The organism is Acidimicrobium ferrooxidans DSM 10331 (assembly GCF_000023265.1).
In the GTDB taxonomy this organism is placed as follows: Bacteria; Actinomycetota; Acidimicrobiia; order Acidimicrobiales; family Acidimicrobiaceae; genus Acidimicrobium; species Acidimicrobium ferrooxidans.
Genome location: NC_013124.1, coordinates 147155 through 162831, shown reverse-complemented (window position 1 = coordinate 162831; position 15677 = coordinate 147155). Strand labels below are relative to the sequence as shown.

The window sequence follows — 15677 nt, the reverse complement described above, 5'->3', positions numbered from 1 at the left end:
CTCGTCCTTAGAGCGTCTGCACGAGATGGGGGATCTGGCTGTAGAGCTGGGTCGTCATCGTCGTGAGTTCCTGGAGCATCCAGTGCCCCGTGAAGAGCAGGACCAAGGCGATGGCAGCGAGCTTGGGCACGAAGCTGAGGGTCGCCTCCTGGATCTGGGTCAGGGTCTGTGCCAGCGCGACGACGAGCCCGACAAGGAGCGCAACGGCGAGCACCGGTCCGGCAACGAGCGTGGCGACCTCGAGGGCCGTCCGCGCGATCTGGAGCACAGCAGCATCGTTCATCTGGTGAACCCCCTTGTCAGTGGAGCGAGACGAGCAGGGCGTGCGCGACGAGCGTCCAACCGTCCACGAGCACGAAGAGCAGCAGCTTGAAGGGCAAGGACACCAGCGTCGGCGGCAGCATCATCATGCCGAGGCTCATGAGCACGCTCGAGACCACGAGGTCGATCACGAGGAACGGCACGTAGATGATGAAGCCCATCACGAAGGCGCTGTGGAGCTCGGACAGGATGAACGCCGGCACGACGGCATCGAGTGGCGCTGCGGCAGGTGCGACCCCGGCGTGGTGGGTGACTACATCGAACAGTGCGAGTTCTTGCGTTCGCGTGTGACGCAGCATCCAGAGCTTGATCGGCCCTTCCGCGCGATCCAACGCCACAACGGCAGAGATGTGACCGTGCAGATACGGTAGGACGGCTTGGTGCTCCACGATCCCGAGGGTGGGGGCCATCACGAAGAGCGAGAGGAAGAGCGCGAGACCGGCGAGGACCTGATTGGGCGGCGTCGTCGAGAGACCGAGGGCATTACGAGTGATCGAGAGCACGACGACGATCTCCACGAAGCCAGTGAAGAGCACGAGGAGTGTCGGGGCGAGCGAGAGCACGGTGAGGGCGAGGATGATCACCACGCTCGCGGTCGGCGTCGAACCCGCATGCACCGTCAACGTGGCCGACGGCAGGCTCGTCGCCGCGAGGAGCAGACCGCTCACGGGCGAACCCCTCGGGTGCGAAGCGCCGCGAGCAGGGCCGTGAGCGCACCGCCGGCGTGCACCGGCGGCTCGTCGAAGGCAGCGACCACGGCGGCCTCTGGATCGTTGGGCTTCCCCCCATTTGCTTGACAGTCTGAATTTAGGCCACGGCCACCTCCCGGCAGGCCCAGGAGAGCTCGTACTCGACGGGCGGTAGGTACCCGAGGCTTGAGTGCAGGCGGACCGTGTTGTAACGGTGAATCCAGCTAGCGATGGCAGAGCGAGCCCCTGAGAGGTTCGCGAAGCGGTAGCGAGCCACCAGCTCGCGCTTCAAGCTCCCGAAGAAGGACTCGGCCACGGCGTTGTCGTAGCAGGTCGCGACCCTCCCCACCGACTGGCGAATGCCAAGGGTCGCGAGCAGGCTCCGTACCTTCCGGGAGAGGTACTGGCTGCCGCGATCGCTGTGAAAGATCGCCCCAGCCAGGCTGCCCCGAGTCCCGAGTGCTTCGCGGATCGCCTCGACCACCAGGTCATCGGGCATGTGACGCCCAAGTGACCAGCCCACGATGCGCCTCGAGCCAAGATCTGCCACCGTGGCGAGATAGCAGAACCCCTCATCGGTGCGGACGTAGGTGATGTCGCTCACATACCTGCGCTTCGGCTCACCAGGAGCGAAGTCCTGACGGACGAGGTCCGGGAGCGCTGCGTCCTCTCCCCGCCTCGTCGTGACTACGAAGCGCCGGCGTGGGCCCGCTGCCATCTCGAGCTCGCGCATCAGGCGTTCCACCCGCTTGTGGTTCACGCAGAACCCGCGCCGTCGCAGCTCGTGGGTGATGCGGGGGCTGCCGTAGGTGCCGTCGCTCTCGTGCCAGATGGCGCGAAGCTCGCTCGCGAGCACCAGGTGCTCGGGATCCTCGCCTCGGTCCCGACGGTGTCGCCAGGCGTAGTAGGCCTGGCGAGAGACCCCGATGACTCGTGCTGCTGCCGCTACAGAGAAGCCCTTGGCCTCCTGGCGGGAGATCCAGTGGTAGCGGCTCACTGTCCCCCCTCCTTCACCCAGAAGGCCATCGCTCGCTTGAGCAGCTCGCGTTCCACGGTGAGCTGCTTGACCTGGCGGCGCAGCCGTGTCAGCTCCTCGCGCTCGGCGCTCGTCAGGCCCTCTCGCTCACCTCGGTCGATGCGTTCCTGACGGACCCAGTTACCAAGGGTCTGCTCGTTGATGCCAAGCTCACGGGCGACGTCAGCGATGGTGCGGCGCTGGTCGAGAACCAACGCTGCCGCGTCCTTGCGGAACTGGCTCGGGTAGCGGCCGCGTCGTCGTCCAGCGGGGCCGTCGCCCGGTGGTGGGTTCGGTGTCTGGCTCATCCCTTCCTCCTATAGCAGGTGTCAACCTGGAGGGGGGAAGGCCACGTCGACATCTCGCAGGTCGAGGAGCTCGATCTCGGGGGCATCGGCCGGCGGTGCCGCACCGAGGCTCGCCAGTCGGCTCGCCCCCTGCGGCCCGACCCCGAGCAGGAATCGCCGTCCGTCGGCCTCGACGATGACGATCGAGGTCTTCGATCCAAGTGAAGCCCGAGCCACGACGGCGAGGCGAGCCATGCCGACCGAACGCGCCGGACGACCGCGCTGGGCGAGGCGACCAGATGCGACGATCAAGCCGACCACCAACGCGAGCGCGCCGATGGCCTCGACGATCGATCCCATCTTCGCTACGCTCCCCGGGTCAGCTGGTCCACCTCGTCGGAGGAGATGATTTCGAGGATGCGAACCCCGAACTCGTCGTCGACCACCACGACCTCGCCCTTGGCCACCAGGGTGCCGTTGACCAGGACGTCGACCGGGGCGTTGGCGTGACGGTCGAGTTCGATGACGTCGCCACTCGTGAGTGCGAGCAGCGCGCGCACGGGCATCCGCGCCCTGCCGAGTTCGACGCTGAGCTCCAGTTCGACGTTGCGAAGGACCGCGAGGTTCGCGGCCGTCTCGGGCACCTCAGGCATGAGCCTCTTCCTCCTCCTCGATGATGACGGCGGCGACGCGCGAGCCCGACTGACCCATGACGGCCCGATGAAGCCGCGTGCGATCGACGATGACCCAGGCCGGTTGTCCTTGGCGATGGCCGAGGGGGACGACGTCACCGGGAGCAAGCTCGAGCAGCGTGCGCGAACTGATCGACGTCGGCTCGAACCGGACGCTGACCTCGAGGCGGACGTCGTGCAGACGAGCGGCGAGCAGATCCCGGAACGTATCGCCGCCACGATCGACGGCCACGATGGCGCGCTGGGCGATGAGCTCCACGACGGGCCGCAGCATGGAATAGGGCAGATAGAGCGTGAGCTCGCTCTCGAGTTCGTCACCGATGCCCAGCGCGATCGGCACGACCAGGCACATCTCGCCCGGGCTGATGACTTGGACGAACTCGAGGGACGTCTCTGCCCCCACCCGATCCAAGCGGACGTCGAGCAGCGTCTGCAGACTCGAGGCGAGTTGGACGAGCAGATCGGAGAAGACCTGGACGAGCAGTCCCTGCTCGAGTTCGGTGAGCGCACGGGGCTCGATCGGCGACCCGTCACCGCCGAGCCGCAGATCGAGCAGGCGAAGGGCCGCATCGGCTCCGAAGCGCAGAACGCCACGCGATCCCAATGGAACCAGCGCGAACGAGATGACCAGGGCTGGGCCGTCCTGTTGGGCGACGACCTGCTCCCAGGGAAGTTGGTCCATCCGACCGAGCTCGAGCCGCACGCCGCGGCGCAGGCTCGCACCCATCAAGGTTGCAGCCGGTCGGAGCGCGTTCTCGACGAGGAGCTCGAGTCCTCGTTGCTCGGCACGGTCGAAGCTGTGGGGGAGGCGAAAGTCGACAGTACGCACCTGGCGCTCACGCGCCTCGTTCTCCCCACTCATGACAGTGGCATCGGACGGAGGCGCGCGAACTTGAGCGTCGACCAACGGTCGCGCTCGGTGGTGCCAGGGCGCCGCGGCGCCTACTGCACGATGAAGGAGGTGAACTCGATCCCGACGACCTCGTCGTGTGGCGGTGCGCCACTCGCGAGGACGTGGTTGAACGCGCCTTCGAGGGCGCTCGCCGCCGCCACCCGGCCCGCCGTCGGCAGCAGTTGCCCGTAGCTCATCTGGCCGAACGTCAAGATGGCCGCATTGTTGAGCTCGTCGAGGTCGTGGGCGACCTCCGCGGTTGTGTCACCGCTCGCGAGCTGGAGGACCATCTGGAGCTGCACGATGTGGCCGTCGTCGAGGTTGGTCGTGAGCTGGGGGAACGTGTAGGTCGGCCCCGGCAGCGGTGGTCCGTGGTGCCGCTTGGTGGCAGGATGGGGCGCGAGGAGGAACTCGTAGGCACCGCCTCCACCCCCCAGCACGATGAGCACGAGGAGCACGATGAGCACGAGGCGCTTCTTGCCCTTCTTGGGCGCTTGCGCCTCCTCGGCTGCCTGGGCAGCCTTGGCCTTCGTCGTCGCCATATCCCTCCTTGGTGGGTCTCGTGGGGTCCTCGTGACCCCGGTGGTTCTCGTCGGGTCGCGCTAGATGCGGTTGCCGGCTTGGGTGGTCGAACTCAAGATCACGATGTCCACGCGACGGTTCATGGCCATGTTCTGGGGGGTCGTGTTCGGCACCAGCGGATGGGTGTCGCCGAAACCCGTGGCGCTGAGACGGTCGGGGTTGATGCCGTCGACCTTCCACAGTCGCTCGAGGACCGTCACCGCCCGGACCGCCGAGAGTTCGAAGTTGGAACTGTAGGGGCCGCCGACGATCGGCTCGGAGTCGGTGTAGCCCTCGATGGACACGTCGTTCGGCAGCGTGCGCAGGACGCCAGCGATGGCGTCGACCACGGCGTCTCCCACGGGGCCGAGTGCGGCTGAGTCCGTCGCGAAGAACACCTTGTCCGACAAGATCCGCACCACCACCCCCCGTTGCTCCACGACGACCTGGGCATCTTGCGAGAGGCCTTGGGCCGCGAGTGCCTGGTTCACCTCTTGGGCGATCTGCGACTCGCTCGGAGTTCCCGCGCCTGGTTGCGGGATGGTGATCTGCGGAGGACCCGGCGTGAGACCTGGGTGCGTCACCAGTGACGAGTGCTGGAGCAGCCCGCGTCCCCCGTGCTCCAAGCTCTGCAGCTGCATCTGCGAGAAGGTCTGCAACAACCCGGTCTTGAACTCGTCGAACTTGCGCACCGAGATCGAGCTCATGGCGAACAGCACCACGAAGAGCGCCAGCAGCAGCGTGATCATGTCGGAGTAGGTGAGCAGCCATCGCTCGGAGTTCTCGGCCTCGCCCTCGCCGTGATGTCGTCTGGCCACGCTAGGCCGCCTTCTTCTGCGGCTTGGCTCGCTCCTTGGCCGTACGGTGCGCCTCACGTGCCGTCGGGGCGAGGAAGCTGAGGAGCTGCTGCTCGAGCAGGCGCGGTGACGCACCAGCCTGGATGGCAAGGATCCCGTCGATGACCAACAGACGCAGCGCGTTCTCCTGCTCCGACAGATGCGCAAGCTTGTTCGAGATCGGCAGCCAGAACACGTTCGCCGTCATGACGCCCCATAGGGTTGCGGTGAACGCGCCCGAGATCGCCGGACCGAGCGTCTGCGGTGACGAGAGGTTGGCGAGCACGTGGATGAGCCCCATGACCGTCCCGAGAATCCCCAGGGTCGGAGCGAATCCCGCCATGTCCTTGAAGAACTTCGCACCGGCGCGATGCCTCGTCCCCATACCCTCGAGATCTGCCTCGAGGATCTCTCGAATCTTGTCGCCCTCGACACCGTCGATGATCAGCTGCATACCCGAGCGCATGAAGGGGTCCGTGAGGTCCTTCGCGGCGGCCTCGAGAGCGAGCACGCCCTCTCGGCGCGCCATCTCAGCGAAGTGCACGAGTTGCCCAACGCTCTCCTCCGCGCTCGGCGCCTTGGCGAGGATGGCCGAGCGCAGCGCTCCCACGATCTGGCCGATCTCCTTGAGACGACGGCCCGCGAGGGACACGCCGACAGTGCCCACGAGCACGAGGATCATCGCCGACGGGGCGATGAGGGCGGCCGGATTGCCTCCATCCATGATCATGGACACGAGGATCGCGACGAGGGCTACGACGATCCCGACCGGCGTGGCGACGTCCATGGCCTACCCCTCCCCGCCGTCGAGCACGACGAGGCCGGTGGGTGCGATGGGTGCGAACACGGCGGACTTGTAGGCCACCACGGCCGCGACGACCTCGTCGACCGTCTCGCGGACGACGTACGTCGAGCCACCGAACAGCGTGATCACGGTGTCCGGCGTCGCCTCCACCCGCTCGATCGCATCGGCGTTGAGTACCAAGGTCGATCCTGACCACCGCGTGACCTCGATCACGGAGCACCTCCTTGCGCACCGTTGGTATCGGCACCGTTGGTGCCGGCCTGAACCTTTGGCGACCGGGCCGCACCCAGCAGGCGCGACCCGACGCCGCTAGGCCATCTGCACCAAGCTCTGGAGCACCGTGGCCGTCGTCTGGACGACCTTCGTATTGGCCTGGTAATCGGTCTGTGCGACGACCAAGTTGGTCAGTTCGGAGCCGATGGAGACGTTCGACGACTCGAGCGCACCTCCGACGAGCTGGCCCAGACCCGCGGCACCCGGGGATCCGAGCTGGGGCGCACCGGAGTTGGTCGTCGCTGCGTACAGGAGGTTGCCCTGCTTGGAGAGCCCCTGCGCGTTCGCGAACTGCGCCAGTGCGATCTGGCCGAGCACCTGGGTGCGACCGTTGGCATAGGTGCCCTCGATCACGCCATCGGAGCCGATGGTGAAGCCTGCGAGGGCTCCCGATGGGTACCCGTTCTGGTTCGTCACCTGGGCCGTTGGAGAGCTGGCGGCGAACTGGGTCACGGCTTGTGCCGTGCCAGGGGTCGGGAAGTCGAGGTTCATGGCGTAGCCAGCCGGCAGATCGTACGACGTGGGGAACCCACCGAGCGCCAGTTGATCAGGGTTCGCGGTCGAGGTCCCGGAGATGGCGCTGATCTGTCCGGTCGCGGGGTCGAAGGTCACCGTCTGCGAGGAGGCGCCGCCGACAGTCAGCGCCACGGGCGAGGTCGCGCCCGGCGGCGTCGTCTCGGCCGTGAGTGTCCACTGGTTGGCGGTCGTCGACGGCGTAAAGGTGAGCTGAATCGGCACCGGGTTACCGAGGTCGTCGTAGCCGGTCGTCGTCACGACGACCGGGTTGGACGAACCTGCCGGGAGGTTCCCACCGAGCGTGATGGTGCTCGTGGCGACCGGCTGGGCAACTTGGCCCTGCGGAATCGTGAGCGCGGCGAGCGGAGCGTTCTGGTTCACCTGACCGGCCGCGTTGGGGACCCATCCCATCACGAGCGCACCCGAGGCCGTGACGAGCTGACCAGCGCCGTCGAGCTGGAGCGCCCCGTCACGGGTGTAGTAGTTCTGGCCACCCTGGTTGACGACGAGGAAGCCTTGGCCCTGGATGGCGACGTCGGTGGAGGTACCGGTTTGCACGATCGTGCCCTGAGAGAAGTCGGTTGGCGTCGCCGACACCCGGACACCGGAGCCGACCACCAGTGGATTCGTCCCTCCGGTCTGGCCCGGCACCGGTCCGCCGGCTGCCGACTGCTGCTGATAGAGCAGGTCTGCGAACTCCGTCTGGGTCGACTGATAGCCGGTCGTATTGGCGTTGGCGATGTTATTCGCGATGTTGTCGAGCCATTCCTGGTTCGCCTCGATCCCGGAGATCGCAGACGAGAGCGACTTGGTCATGGGATGATCCTCCTTGTGTCCTGATCGTGTGGTGTCCTGATCGTGTGGTGTCCTGATCGTGTGGTGTCCTGATCGTGTTCCGTGTCGATGGTGGTCGTGGCGCCCACTGAGCGACGCTGTCCGGCGGCTCAGCCGACCGACCCGGTCGTCGACGTCGTCGACCCGGTCTGCGTCGATCCCGTCGCCGAGGCGCCCGAGGGCACCATGCCGACGGCGATGACGTTCGCGATCGGCACGCTCTGGCCACCGACATCGAGGACGACGCCGTTGGCGCTCTGCCCGACGCCGGAGACCTGGCCGGCAACCTCGCCGGAGCCGTCCTGATAGGTGACGCTCTGGCCGATCAGACTGCTCGCGCTGAGGATCCCCTGGCTCGAGGCCATCTGGGTGAGCGCACTCTGGATGGTCGAGAGGAGCTCCACCTCCGACAGCGACGAGGTCTGTGAGACCATCTGCGACGGGTCCATCGGAGAGAGCGGATTCTGGTTCTGCAGCTCCGTGACCAAGAGGTTGAGAAACTCGTTCGCGGTCAGGCTGGCGAGTCCACCCGACGCGCTCGTCGTAGCGCCGGCGGCGCTTGCTCCGATACCACCCACTGCCATTGTCATCTGGACTCCTTCTCTCGTCGACCTGCTAGATCCACGTATCGACTCGAACGCCTCGACGAGCGCGAACCGAGGTCGCCTTCGTCGTCACCGACACCGCGACCCGAGACGGCGGCGCCGCGTCCTCTGCGTGCGGCTGGCCCCCCCGGGACCCCGAGCCACTCGTATCGGCATATCCGCCCAGCGCGTGCTCGATGAGCGCCTGAGTGGCCGGCCTCTCGACCTGCAGTTGCACCGCGGTCCCGCCCGGTGCCTCGCTCACGACGATGCGCAGACGACCGAGCTCGGGCGGCGACAAGACCACCACGACGCGGTGGGCACCGCCAGCGCGTGCCAGCCCGTCCACCATCGCCGGCACCGCCGAGGGCTCGACGGGCGGTCCGATCACATCGCCATCGACCACGAAGGAGCCGAGCTCGACGCTCGTCGCCGCCCAGACCGCACCGCTCGCTCCGGTCGAAGCGACCGTCGTCTGGCCGGCAGCTTCGGCGGTCGGCGCCCGCCCGACCGCTTGCAAGTCGGAGGCGATGCTCGATCCGGCTCTGCCGTCGGCGGTGCCGAGGGCGATCGCGGGCTCGCGCGTGCCGTGCGCTCGGGGGGCAGCGGCCACGGCGCTGGACAGCGCTGCGGGGGCGTCCGTCGTCGGCGCCGACACGGCCATGGGCGCGCTGCCCGATCCCTCGGCACCAGCGACCGCCGCCGCAAGCGGCCCAGCGCTTGGCCACACCACGTCCTGCGACACCAGCGACCCAGCGTCGTGCGGAGGTGCCCCATCGGGTCGAGCGTTCGTGTTGGCGCTCGCTGGCGCCCCGGCAGGCTCGCCACGACGAGCATCGGCGGCCGGAGCGACCTCGAGCGAGGGCGCACGCGCGGGAGAGGCTGCCACCCGGACGGCTTCGGCCCGGATGGCTTCGGCCCGGATGGCTTCGGCGCCGACGCCTGTGGCCCCGACGACGCCAGCTTGAGCAACGAGCGCGAGTGACGCAGAAGCGCTCGCGGGCTCTGGCTTCGGGTTCGACGCTGCGTGCGTCCGCACCGCACCAGCCGGTTCGGCGAGGATGGCGCCCTCGACGGCTGCTCGAGCCGCCGACACGGTCGCCTCCGATCCCTCGGGATGGGTCGTGTGTCGTGTGCTGGCATTGCTCGCCTCGCCAGGGGCACCGATTTCGGCCCTCACCGCAGCGTGCCCGCGTCCTCGCGCCTCCGGTCCTACCCCCCCGTGCTCGACATCGGACGAGTGACCCGAGGAACCCCCACGTGTCGGGGTCTCGGTCGCCTGGGGCATGCCCACCTCCGATGCGGCCGCGAGGAGCGCCGCGAACCCACCCGCGACGGACTCGGACGGACTCGCACTCGACGACGCGACCGCCGATCCCGTCGACGGCTCACGCGCTGGCAGTGCTCTGACCGGAGCCATCGGCCTCACCTCCCATCAGCGAGAGCACCGTGCGGACGTAGTTCTGCGTCTGTGCGTAGGGCGGAATACCGCCGTAGGCCTCCACCGCGCCGTCTCCCGCGTTGTAGGCAGCCAGCGCGAGCGGCACGGAACCGAAGTGGGCGAGCTTGCCCGCGAGCAGCTTGGCAGCGCCCCAGATGGCCTGGGTGGGGTCGAAGGGGTTGACCCCGAGCGAGGCCGCCGTCTGGGGCATGAGCTGCATGATCCCCTCCGCGCCTGCAGACGACACGGCGTTCGGGTTGAAGTTGGACTCGGTCTCGGCAACCGCCTCGAGCATCCCTGTGGGCAGGCCATAGGCCGCACTCGCAGCCTGGAACGTCGCCGTGAGGTCGCTCGGCGTCGCGACGGCACTACTCACCGTCGGCTGCGGTGCGACGGCCGTCGGGTCACGAATCTCCGTCGGCGTACCGACCGGGGCGAGCTCGACGTTCTCACCGGTCATCGGTGCCTGCACCACCATGCCGTTCCCGGCATAGATCGCGACGTGATAGGCCGGGTTCCCATAGAAGACCAAGTCTCCAGGCTGGGCCGCGGCGAGCGAGGGAACGAGCGTCCCCACGGTCTGCTGCTCGGCAGCCGTACGAGGGAGCTCGACTCCTGCCTGAGCGTACGCCCACTGGACGAGGCCCGAGCAGTCGAACCCCGTCGCCGGCGACGATCCGCCCCACACGTACGGTACGCCGATCTCACCGGTCGCGGCCGCGAGCGCCGTCGCACGCTCGGAGGCCGAGCCCCCCGTCGAGACGAGGGTCTGGGCCGTTGGCGTCGGGGGCACCGGGGTGAGACCAGCGAACGGGTCGACCGGTGCGTTCGACGTCGGCACGACGCTCGCGCTCGGCTGCTGGGCCACCCCCGTCACCGATCCTGGGCTCTGGCTCTTCCCGGTCCCCGAGATCACCTGGCCCTCGGCTTGGAGCGCTGCGGCGAGCGTCGACTCGAACGAGGCGACGCCCTGCGCGCTCGCGGCCGCTGACAGGGTGCTGGCGAGCTGCTCGATGGCGGCCACGGCGGGCGGAGCCGCACTCTGGATCGCCATGGTCATGGTCCGTCTCCCCTCGGCGTCGACACCACACGATCGAGCAGATCGGCGAGGCGCGCACGTTCGAGGTGGCTCCGGCGCCGCCGAAGCGCCTCGGCCTCGAGTCGAGCGAGACTCCGCTCTCGAAGCTCACTGGCGCGCAGCCAACGCTCCGACGTCGCACGTCGGGCAGCGGCGTCTACGGCCTGCTCGCCCGCCCAGACGGCGGCCTGGAGATGCCAGGCATGGAGCGTGAGGGGCAGGTCCTGATCGATGGCGGCGACATGGGCGATGCGGTCGGCCCTTGCCGATCCCCACGCGCGCTGTGCTGCGGCGACCGCCCCGACGGCCTTCCAGCGCTCCAGTCGCTCGATCCTACGCAAGAGACCGAGTGCTCTGATCCGACGCTCCTCGCTCATGCGTTCACCCCCAGTGCACCGGCCAGGCGCGACCAGGCGTCGTTCGGATCGGAGCGCTCCGAGATGTCCTGGCCGAAGACGGTCTCGATCCGCGGCACCACCTCGAGCGCTTCGTCGACCTCCATGCTCGTTCCCGCTTGGTAGGCACCGAGATCCACCAGATCGCGCACCTCGTCGAGGACGGCGAGATGTCGGCGAGCCGCCTGCATGAGCCTTCGTCGATCGTCGGGGAGGATGGACGACTCCAACCGCGACAGCGACGCCAAGACGTCGACCGCCGGATATCGGCCGCGATTGGCGAGCTGGCGCGACAACACGATGTGACCGTCCAACACCGAGCGAGCCGCGTCGGCGATCGGATCGTCGAGGTCGTCACCTTCGACGAGCACGGAGTAGATCCCCGTGATCGAGCCGACGTGATCGGTGCCTGCACGCTCGAGGAGCTGGGCCATCAGGCGGAACACACTCGGCGGATAGCCACGCACGCTCGGCGGTTCCCCCGCCGACAGTCCGAGCTCGCGTTGTGCGAGCGCCAAGCGAGTGAGCGAATCCATCACCAACAAGACGCGCGCCCCGCTGGCGCGGAACCACTCCGCGATCCGAGTCGCCGCGATGGCTGCTCGCACACGCACGAGTGGCGGCTCGTCGGAGGTCGCGACGACCACGACCGAGCGTGCCATCCCCTCCGGTCCGAGGTCGTGCTCGAGGAATTCTCGCACCTCGCGCCCGCGCTCCCCGACCAGCGCGACGACCCGCACGTCGACGTCCGCACCGCGCACCACCATCGAGAGCAACGAGCTCTTGCCGACACCCGCTCCCGCGAACACCCCGAGACGCTGGCCCACACCACAGGGGACCATGGTGTCGAGCACGCGCACACCGAGACCGAGCTGCTCGTCGATGAGCGTCCGCTCCATGGGCATCGGTGCCGCCAGCTCGAGGCCCACCACATCGTCGGGTTCGACCGGGCCCTGGCCATCGATCGGCACCCCATCGGCGTCGATCACGCGGCCGAGCAGCGCTCGACCCACCGGGATCTGGGTCGCGCGGCGCAAGGCCACCGCGCGATCGCCGTAGCGCACCCCTCGGACCTCGCGCAGCGGCATGCAGACGAGTCGCTCGCCCTCGAAGCCCACCACCTCGGCGACCAGGCTCTGGCCGCCTCCGAGCTCGATGCGCACCGCTTCGCCGATGCCTGCCTCCACGCCCTCGACCTCGAGGTGGATCCCGACGATCCGCGAGACGCGGCCCTGGCGAACCGGCGCAGCGGCACGCAGGACCTGGTCGCGCACACGGGCAGGGATCACTGTCCGAGCTCCCGCAACTCCTGGAGGACACGCTCGAACGCTCCCTTGACCGTGAGGTCGAGGACGCCCGCGCCCAGCTCCACGACGACGTCGTAGGGCTCGAGCGACACATCGCGCTCGACCCGGAGCCTCGCGCCTTCGCGCTCGGCCAACTCGACGAGGGTGTCGGCGAGGTCCTCGCTCGCGGGCGGTGCCAGGCGGACGGTGAGCTCCTCGACGTCACGCTCGGCGAGCACTCGCCCCACCCACGCCTCGATCCGCTCCCGGGGAGGCACCACCTCGGCCGCGAGCACCTCGCGAGCGAGCTCGAGCGCGAGGGTGACGACCTCGACGACGTCGGCCTCGAGCGACTCGCGACCGATGCGCTCGAGCCGCCGGAGGACGGAGGCAAGGGCCTCGCGCGTCGAGGCCAGCGCCGCCCGCTCGGCCTCGAGGAGCTGACGTGCGGCCGCCTCACCGGCGGCACGACCGCGCTCCTCGCCTCGGCGCTCGGCCTCCTCGATGGCGTGCGCAAGGGCGATGTGCTCGGCGTCACCGGCACGAAGATGCTCCACCGGTGGGAGCGCCACCGTCCCGACGCCGTCGAGCGTGCCCCGCAGGATCCGTGCGGCGCTCACTGGACGAGCTCCTCGTCGGACCGGGCAATCGTGATCTCGCCCGCCGCCTCGAGCTCGCGGACGGCACGCAAGATCTGTGCCTGGGCAGCCTCGACCGTCGAGAGGCGCACGGGGCCGAGCAGCTCGATCTCCTCGGCGAGATCCTCCGCGGCGCGCTCGGAGATGTTCGCCATGATGCGGTTCACCAACTCGGGCGAGACGCCCTTGAGCGCCACGGCGAGGTCCTTCGGCGACACCTGACGCAAGATGCGTTGGAGGGTCCGGTCGTCGAGCACCATGATGTCCTCGAACACGAACATCTGCTCACGGATGCGATCGGCGAGTTCGGGGTCGAGCGAGTCGAGGTCCGACAGGATGCGTCGCTCCGTGCTCTGGTCGACGTTGTTCAAGATCTCGACCACCGTGGCGAGCCCACTGCGCAGGGCGACCGGCCCCTGCTTCGTCAGGCCGGCTAGCTTGCGCTGGAGCACGGAGGCCGCCTGCTCGACGACGACCGGGTCGACACGCGACAGGAGGGCGATACGGCGGGTGACCTCCGCGCGCGGCTCCTCGGGCATCGCAGCCAGCACCTGGGCAGCGAGGTCTGGAGGGACGTTGGCGAGGATGATCGCCACCGACTGGGGGTGCTCGCTCGAGAGGAAGCTGACCAGCTGGAACGGCTCGACGTGGTCGAGGAAGGCCAGCGGGTTCGACACGCTCTGACCGGTGAACTGGGCGAGGATCTCTTCAGCCTCACGATCGCCGAGGCGGGCCGCGAGGATCTCCTTGGCCGTGTCGACGCCACCTTGACCGACGGTCTTGAGTGCGATGACCGAGTCGACGAACTCGGCCATCACCTCGGTGATGGTCTCCTTGTCGAGGCTCGGCAGCTTGGCGATCTCGAGCGTGAGGGCGACCGCCTCCGACTCGCTCATCTGACGAAGCACGCGCGCAGCGAGAGTCGTCCCGAGCTGCACCAACACTGCGGCCGCCTTCTGGGTGCCGGTGAGGTCGGCGACCTTCGTGCTCATTTGCGACCCCGCGCCGTCATCCACACCCGCAAGAGCTTCGCGACGTCCTCGGGCTGGCGATCGATGTAGTCGAGCACGTCCTCGCCGACGACCGGCTGGCTCTGGGGCAAGGCGACCGCGGGCAGTTCCTCGGTGGGTCCGGCGAGCTGGCCACCCGTTCCCGCGAGAGCAGGCTCGAGCTCAGCCGGGAACAACGGCTCGACCTCGGTCCGCGCCGCTGCACGGGACATGAGCAAGATCGCACCGAGCGCTCCCAGCACGAGCAGGACCACCTTCGCGATGCCGAGGATCGACCCGAAGAGCGACGACCCCGCACCCGACGGCGTCGTCGCCAGCGCGGGGAACGGCACCGCGACGACCGAGAGCGTGTCGCCACGTGCCGGTACGATCCCGGCTGCGGCCGCGACGACCTGGCGCAGCTTCGCCAACGAGAGACCCTTGACGTGCGAGTTGACCGCCACCGCCACGCTGAGTCGTTGGATCGCGCCCGGTGCCTGCTGGACCGTCTGGGTGACCTGACCGATCGCGTACTGCGTCGTGGAGGAGGTCTGCTTGTAGGTCGACACCTGGTTGCCGGTGGTCGCGATCCCAGTGGTGCCGAGCGTGCCGCCCGGCACGGTGCCGTTCCCGGTGAAGGTCTGGGTCTGGGTCTGGGTCTGGGTCGGCGTGGTGAGGGGCTTGCCCTTCTGCGTCTGGATCGACTGGGTCTTCGTCGTGACCTGGTTCGTCGACAGCGTGGCCGCGACGCGGACGTTCGCGTTGCCGGGGCCGACGATCGTGTCGAGCATCGACTGGATCGACGCCTCGAGCTGAGAGTCGAAGCCCTGCGCCGACTGACCGGCGCCCTGGGCGTTGACGCCGAGACCCGGCGCTGCCAACACGTCACCGTTCTGGTCGGCCACCGTCACGTCGTTGGCGTTCATCCCCGGAATGGCGCTCGCCACCAGGTGGACGATCGCTTCGACCTGCTGGGACGTGAGCGACACGCCCGCGTCCAGCGTCACGATCACGGAGGCACTCGGCTGAGACGACTGACCGATCGCGAAGGCGTCCGTCGGCGGCAGGGCGAGGTTCACCTGTGCCGACTGCACGCCGTTGATCGCCTCGATGGTCTGAGCGAGCTGCGACTGCAGTGCCGCCTGGTAATCGGCCTGCTGGGTGATCTGCGAGCTCGTGATGGACAGGCCGTTCAGCGACGTCAGCCCCGCGGTCTGGGACGGAAGCCCGGCCTCGGCCAGCGAGACCCGCTCCTGGTCGACGAGGTTCTGGGGAACGAGCACCGTCGTACCGCCGTTCGTGAGCTCGTAGGGAACCCCCGCCGACTGGAGCTTCGCGGTGATCGAGCCGGCATCTTGGGCCGACAGGCCCGAGAACAACACGCCGTAGCTCGGGCTCGACGTGAGCGATGCCAGCGCAACCGCGATCGCGACGACCAGTGCGATGCCGACCATGACCACGGCCTTCTGGCCGGTGGTGAAGCCGCTCGCGAAGCGCCGGAGCGAGTCGCGCGCCTTGGCGAGGAGGTCCTGGGATGCCACGAGT

General features: G+C 68.5%; 20 protein-coding genes. All 20 read right to left on the bottom strand.

Annotated elements, in window-relative coordinates; genetic code table 11:
* Positions 1-7: 7 nt before the first annotated feature.
* The gene (gene fliQ, locus AFER_RS00800) at positions 8-283 is read right to left on the bottom strand and encodes a flagellar biosynthesis protein FliQ (protein WP_015797630.1); all 276 of its coding nucleotides are present in this window, start codon (positions 281-283) and stop codon (positions 8-10) included.
* A gap of 16 nt (positions 284-299) precedes the next feature.
* A complete protein-coding gene (gene fliP, locus AFER_RS00795; protein ID WP_015797629.1) occupies positions 300-989 on the bottom strand; it encodes a flagellar type III secretion system pore protein FliP in 690 nt (229 codons plus the stop codon).
* Positions 990-1128: 139 nt separating this feature from the next.
* Positions 1129-2007: an IS3 family transposase gene (locus tag AFER_RS00790; protein ID WP_015797628.1), complete on the bottom strand. Its 879-nt coding sequence runs from the start codon at positions 2005-2007 to the stop codon at positions 1129-1131.
* A complete protein-coding gene (locus AFER_RS00785) occupies positions 2004-2333 on the bottom strand; it encodes a transposase (RefSeq protein ID WP_015797627.1) in 330 nt (109 codons plus the stop codon). Before AFER_RS00785 ends, AFER_RS00790 begins: the two co-directional genes overlap by 4 nt.
* A 21-nt stretch (positions 2334-2354) precedes the next feature.
* Positions 2355-2672, bottom strand: coding sequence for a FliO/MopB family protein (locus AFER_RS00780; protein WP_015797626.1), 318 nt, complete (start codon positions 2670-2672; stop codon positions 2355-2357).
* A 5-nt stretch (positions 2673-2677) separates the two neighbouring features.
* Positions 2678-2965, bottom strand: coding sequence for a flagellar motor switch protein FliN (gene fliN, locus AFER_RS00775; RefSeq protein WP_015797625.1), 288 nt, complete (start codon positions 2963-2965; stop codon positions 2678-2680).
* The gene (locus AFER_RS10675) at positions 2958-3866 is read right to left on the bottom strand and encodes a FliM/FliN family flagellar motor switch protein (RefSeq protein ID WP_015797624.1); all 909 of its coding nucleotides are present in this window, start codon (positions 3864-3866) and stop codon (positions 2958-2960) included. Before AFER_RS10675 ends, fliN begins: the two co-directional genes overlap by 8 nt.
* Before the next feature lie 80 nt (positions 3867-3946).
* Complete coding sequence (locus AFER_RS10670) at positions 3947-4438, bottom strand: flagellar basal body-associated FliL family protein (protein WP_015797623.1); 492 nt, start codon at positions 4436-4438, stop codon at positions 3947-3949.
* 60 nt (positions 4439-4498) lie between these two features.
* Entirely contained in the window at positions 4499-5275 is a 777-nt protein-coding gene (locus tag AFER_RS11880; protein WP_015797622.1) for a flagellar motor protein MotB, read from the bottom strand.
* A gap of 1 nt (position 5276) precedes the next feature.
* On the bottom strand, positions 5277-6080 hold the full coding sequence (locus AFER_RS00750) for a motility protein A (protein ID WP_015797621.1): 804 nt from the start codon (positions 6078-6080) through the stop codon (positions 5277-5279).
* 3 nt (positions 6081-6083) lie between these two features.
* Entirely contained in the window at positions 6084-6311 is a 228-nt protein-coding gene (locus AFER_RS00745) for a flagellar FlbD family protein (protein WP_015797620.1), read from the bottom strand.
* Positions 6312-6407: 96 nt separating this feature from the next.
* Positions 6408-7703, bottom strand: a complete 1296-nt coding sequence (locus AFER_RS00740; protein ID WP_015797619.1) for a flagellar hook protein FlgE — start codon at positions 7701-7703, stop codon at positions 6408-6410.
* Between the two features lie 128 nt (positions 7704-7831).
* The gene (locus AFER_RS10665; protein ID WP_015797618.1) at positions 7832-8311 is read right to left on the bottom strand and encodes a flagellar hook assembly protein FlgD; all 480 of its coding nucleotides are present in this window, start codon (positions 8309-8311) and stop codon (positions 7832-7834) included.
* A 25-nt stretch (positions 8312-8336) separates the two neighbouring features.
* Positions 8337-9725 (bottom strand): flagellar hook-length control protein FliK, encoded by a 1389-nt coding sequence (locus tag AFER_RS12170; protein WP_015797617.1) that lies wholly within the window; start codon positions 9723-9725, stop codon positions 8337-8339.
* Complete coding sequence (locus AFER_RS00725) at positions 9694-10806, bottom strand: NlpC/P60 family protein (protein WP_015797616.1); 1113 nt, start codon at positions 10804-10806, stop codon at positions 9694-9696. The genes AFER_RS12170 and AFER_RS00725 overlap by 32 nt, the downstream gene beginning before the upstream one ends.
* The gene (locus AFER_RS00720; RefSeq protein ID WP_015797615.1) at positions 10803-11201 is read right to left on the bottom strand and encodes a hypothetical protein; all 399 of its coding nucleotides are present in this window, start codon (positions 11199-11201) and stop codon (positions 10803-10805) included. The genes AFER_RS00725 and AFER_RS00720 overlap by 4 nt, the downstream gene beginning before the upstream one ends.
* Positions 11198-12508: a FliI/YscN family ATPase gene (locus tag AFER_RS00715; protein WP_015797614.1), complete on the bottom strand. Its 1311-nt coding sequence runs from the start codon at positions 12506-12508 to the stop codon at positions 11198-11200. The genes AFER_RS00720 and AFER_RS00715 overlap by 4 nt, the downstream gene beginning before the upstream one ends.
* Positions 12505-13125: a FliH/SctL family protein gene (locus AFER_RS00710; protein ID WP_015797613.1), complete on the bottom strand. Its 621-nt coding sequence runs from the start codon at positions 13123-13125 to the stop codon at positions 12505-12507. The genes AFER_RS00715 and AFER_RS00710 overlap by 4 nt, the downstream gene beginning before the upstream one ends.
* A complete protein-coding gene (fliG, locus tag AFER_RS00705) occupies positions 13122-14135 on the bottom strand; it encodes a flagellar motor switch protein FliG (RefSeq protein ID WP_015797612.1) in 1014 nt (337 codons plus the stop codon). Before fliG ends, AFER_RS00710 begins: the two co-directional genes overlap by 4 nt.
* Complete coding sequence (fliF, locus tag AFER_RS00700; protein ID WP_015797611.1) at positions 14132-15673, bottom strand: flagellar basal-body MS-ring/collar protein FliF; 1542 nt, start codon at positions 15671-15673, stop codon at positions 14132-14134. The genes fliG and fliF overlap by 4 nt, the downstream gene beginning before the upstream one ends.
* Positions 15674-15677: the final 4 nt, after the last annotated feature.

Bases quoted from the DNA above. Each gene is read 5' to 3' on its own strand.
- AFER_RS00725 (WP_015797616.1), bottom strand. From the start codon at position 10,806: ATGACCATGGCGATCCAGAGTGCGGCTCCGCCCGCCGTGGCCGCCATC.
- AFER_RS00740 (WP_015797619.1), bottom strand. From the start codon at position 7,703: ATGACCAAGTCGCTCTCGTCTGCGATCTCCGGGATCGAGGCGAACCAG.
- fliN (WP_015797625.1), bottom strand. From the start codon at position 2,965: ATGCCTGAGGTGCCCGAGACGGCCGCGAACCTCGCGGTCCTTCGCAAC.
- fliG (WP_015797612.1), bottom strand. From the start codon at position 14,135: ATGAGCACGAAGGTCGCCGACCTCACCGGCACCCAGAAGGCGGCCGCA.
- AFER_RS10665 (WP_015797618.1), bottom strand. From the start codon at position 8,311: ATGACAATGGCAGTGGGTGGTATCGGAGCAAGCGCCGCCGGCGCTACG.
- AFER_RS00750 (WP_015797621.1), bottom strand. From the start codon at position 6,080: ATGGACGTCGCCACGCCGGTCGGGATCGTCGTAGCCCTCGTCGCGATC.
- AFER_RS00720 (WP_015797615.1), bottom strand. From the start codon at position 11,201: ATGAGCGAGGAGCGTCGGATCAGAGCACTCGGTCTCTTGCGTAGGATC.
- AFER_RS00780 (WP_015797626.1), bottom strand. From the start codon at position 2,672: ATGGGATCGATCGTCGAGGCCATCGGCGCGCTCGCGTTGGTGGTCGGC.
- AFER_RS00785 (WP_015797627.1), bottom strand. From the start codon at position 2,333: ATGAGCCAGACACCGAACCCACCACCGGGCGACGGCCCCGCTGGACGA.
- fliQ (WP_015797630.1), bottom strand. From the start codon at position 283: ATGAACGATGCTGCTGTGCTCCAGATCGCGCGGACGGCCCTCGAGGTC.
- AFER_RS12170 (WP_015797617.1), bottom strand. From the start codon at position 9,725: ATGGCTCCGGTCAGAGCACTGCCAGCGCGTGAGCCGTCGACGGGATCG.
- AFER_RS10675 (WP_015797624.1), bottom strand. From the start codon at position 3,866: ATGAGTGGGGAGAACGAGGCGCGTGAGCGCCAGGTGCGTACTGTCGAC.
- AFER_RS10670 (WP_015797623.1), bottom strand. From the start codon at position 4,438: ATGGCGACGACGAAGGCCAAGGCTGCCCAGGCAGCCGAGGAGGCGCAA.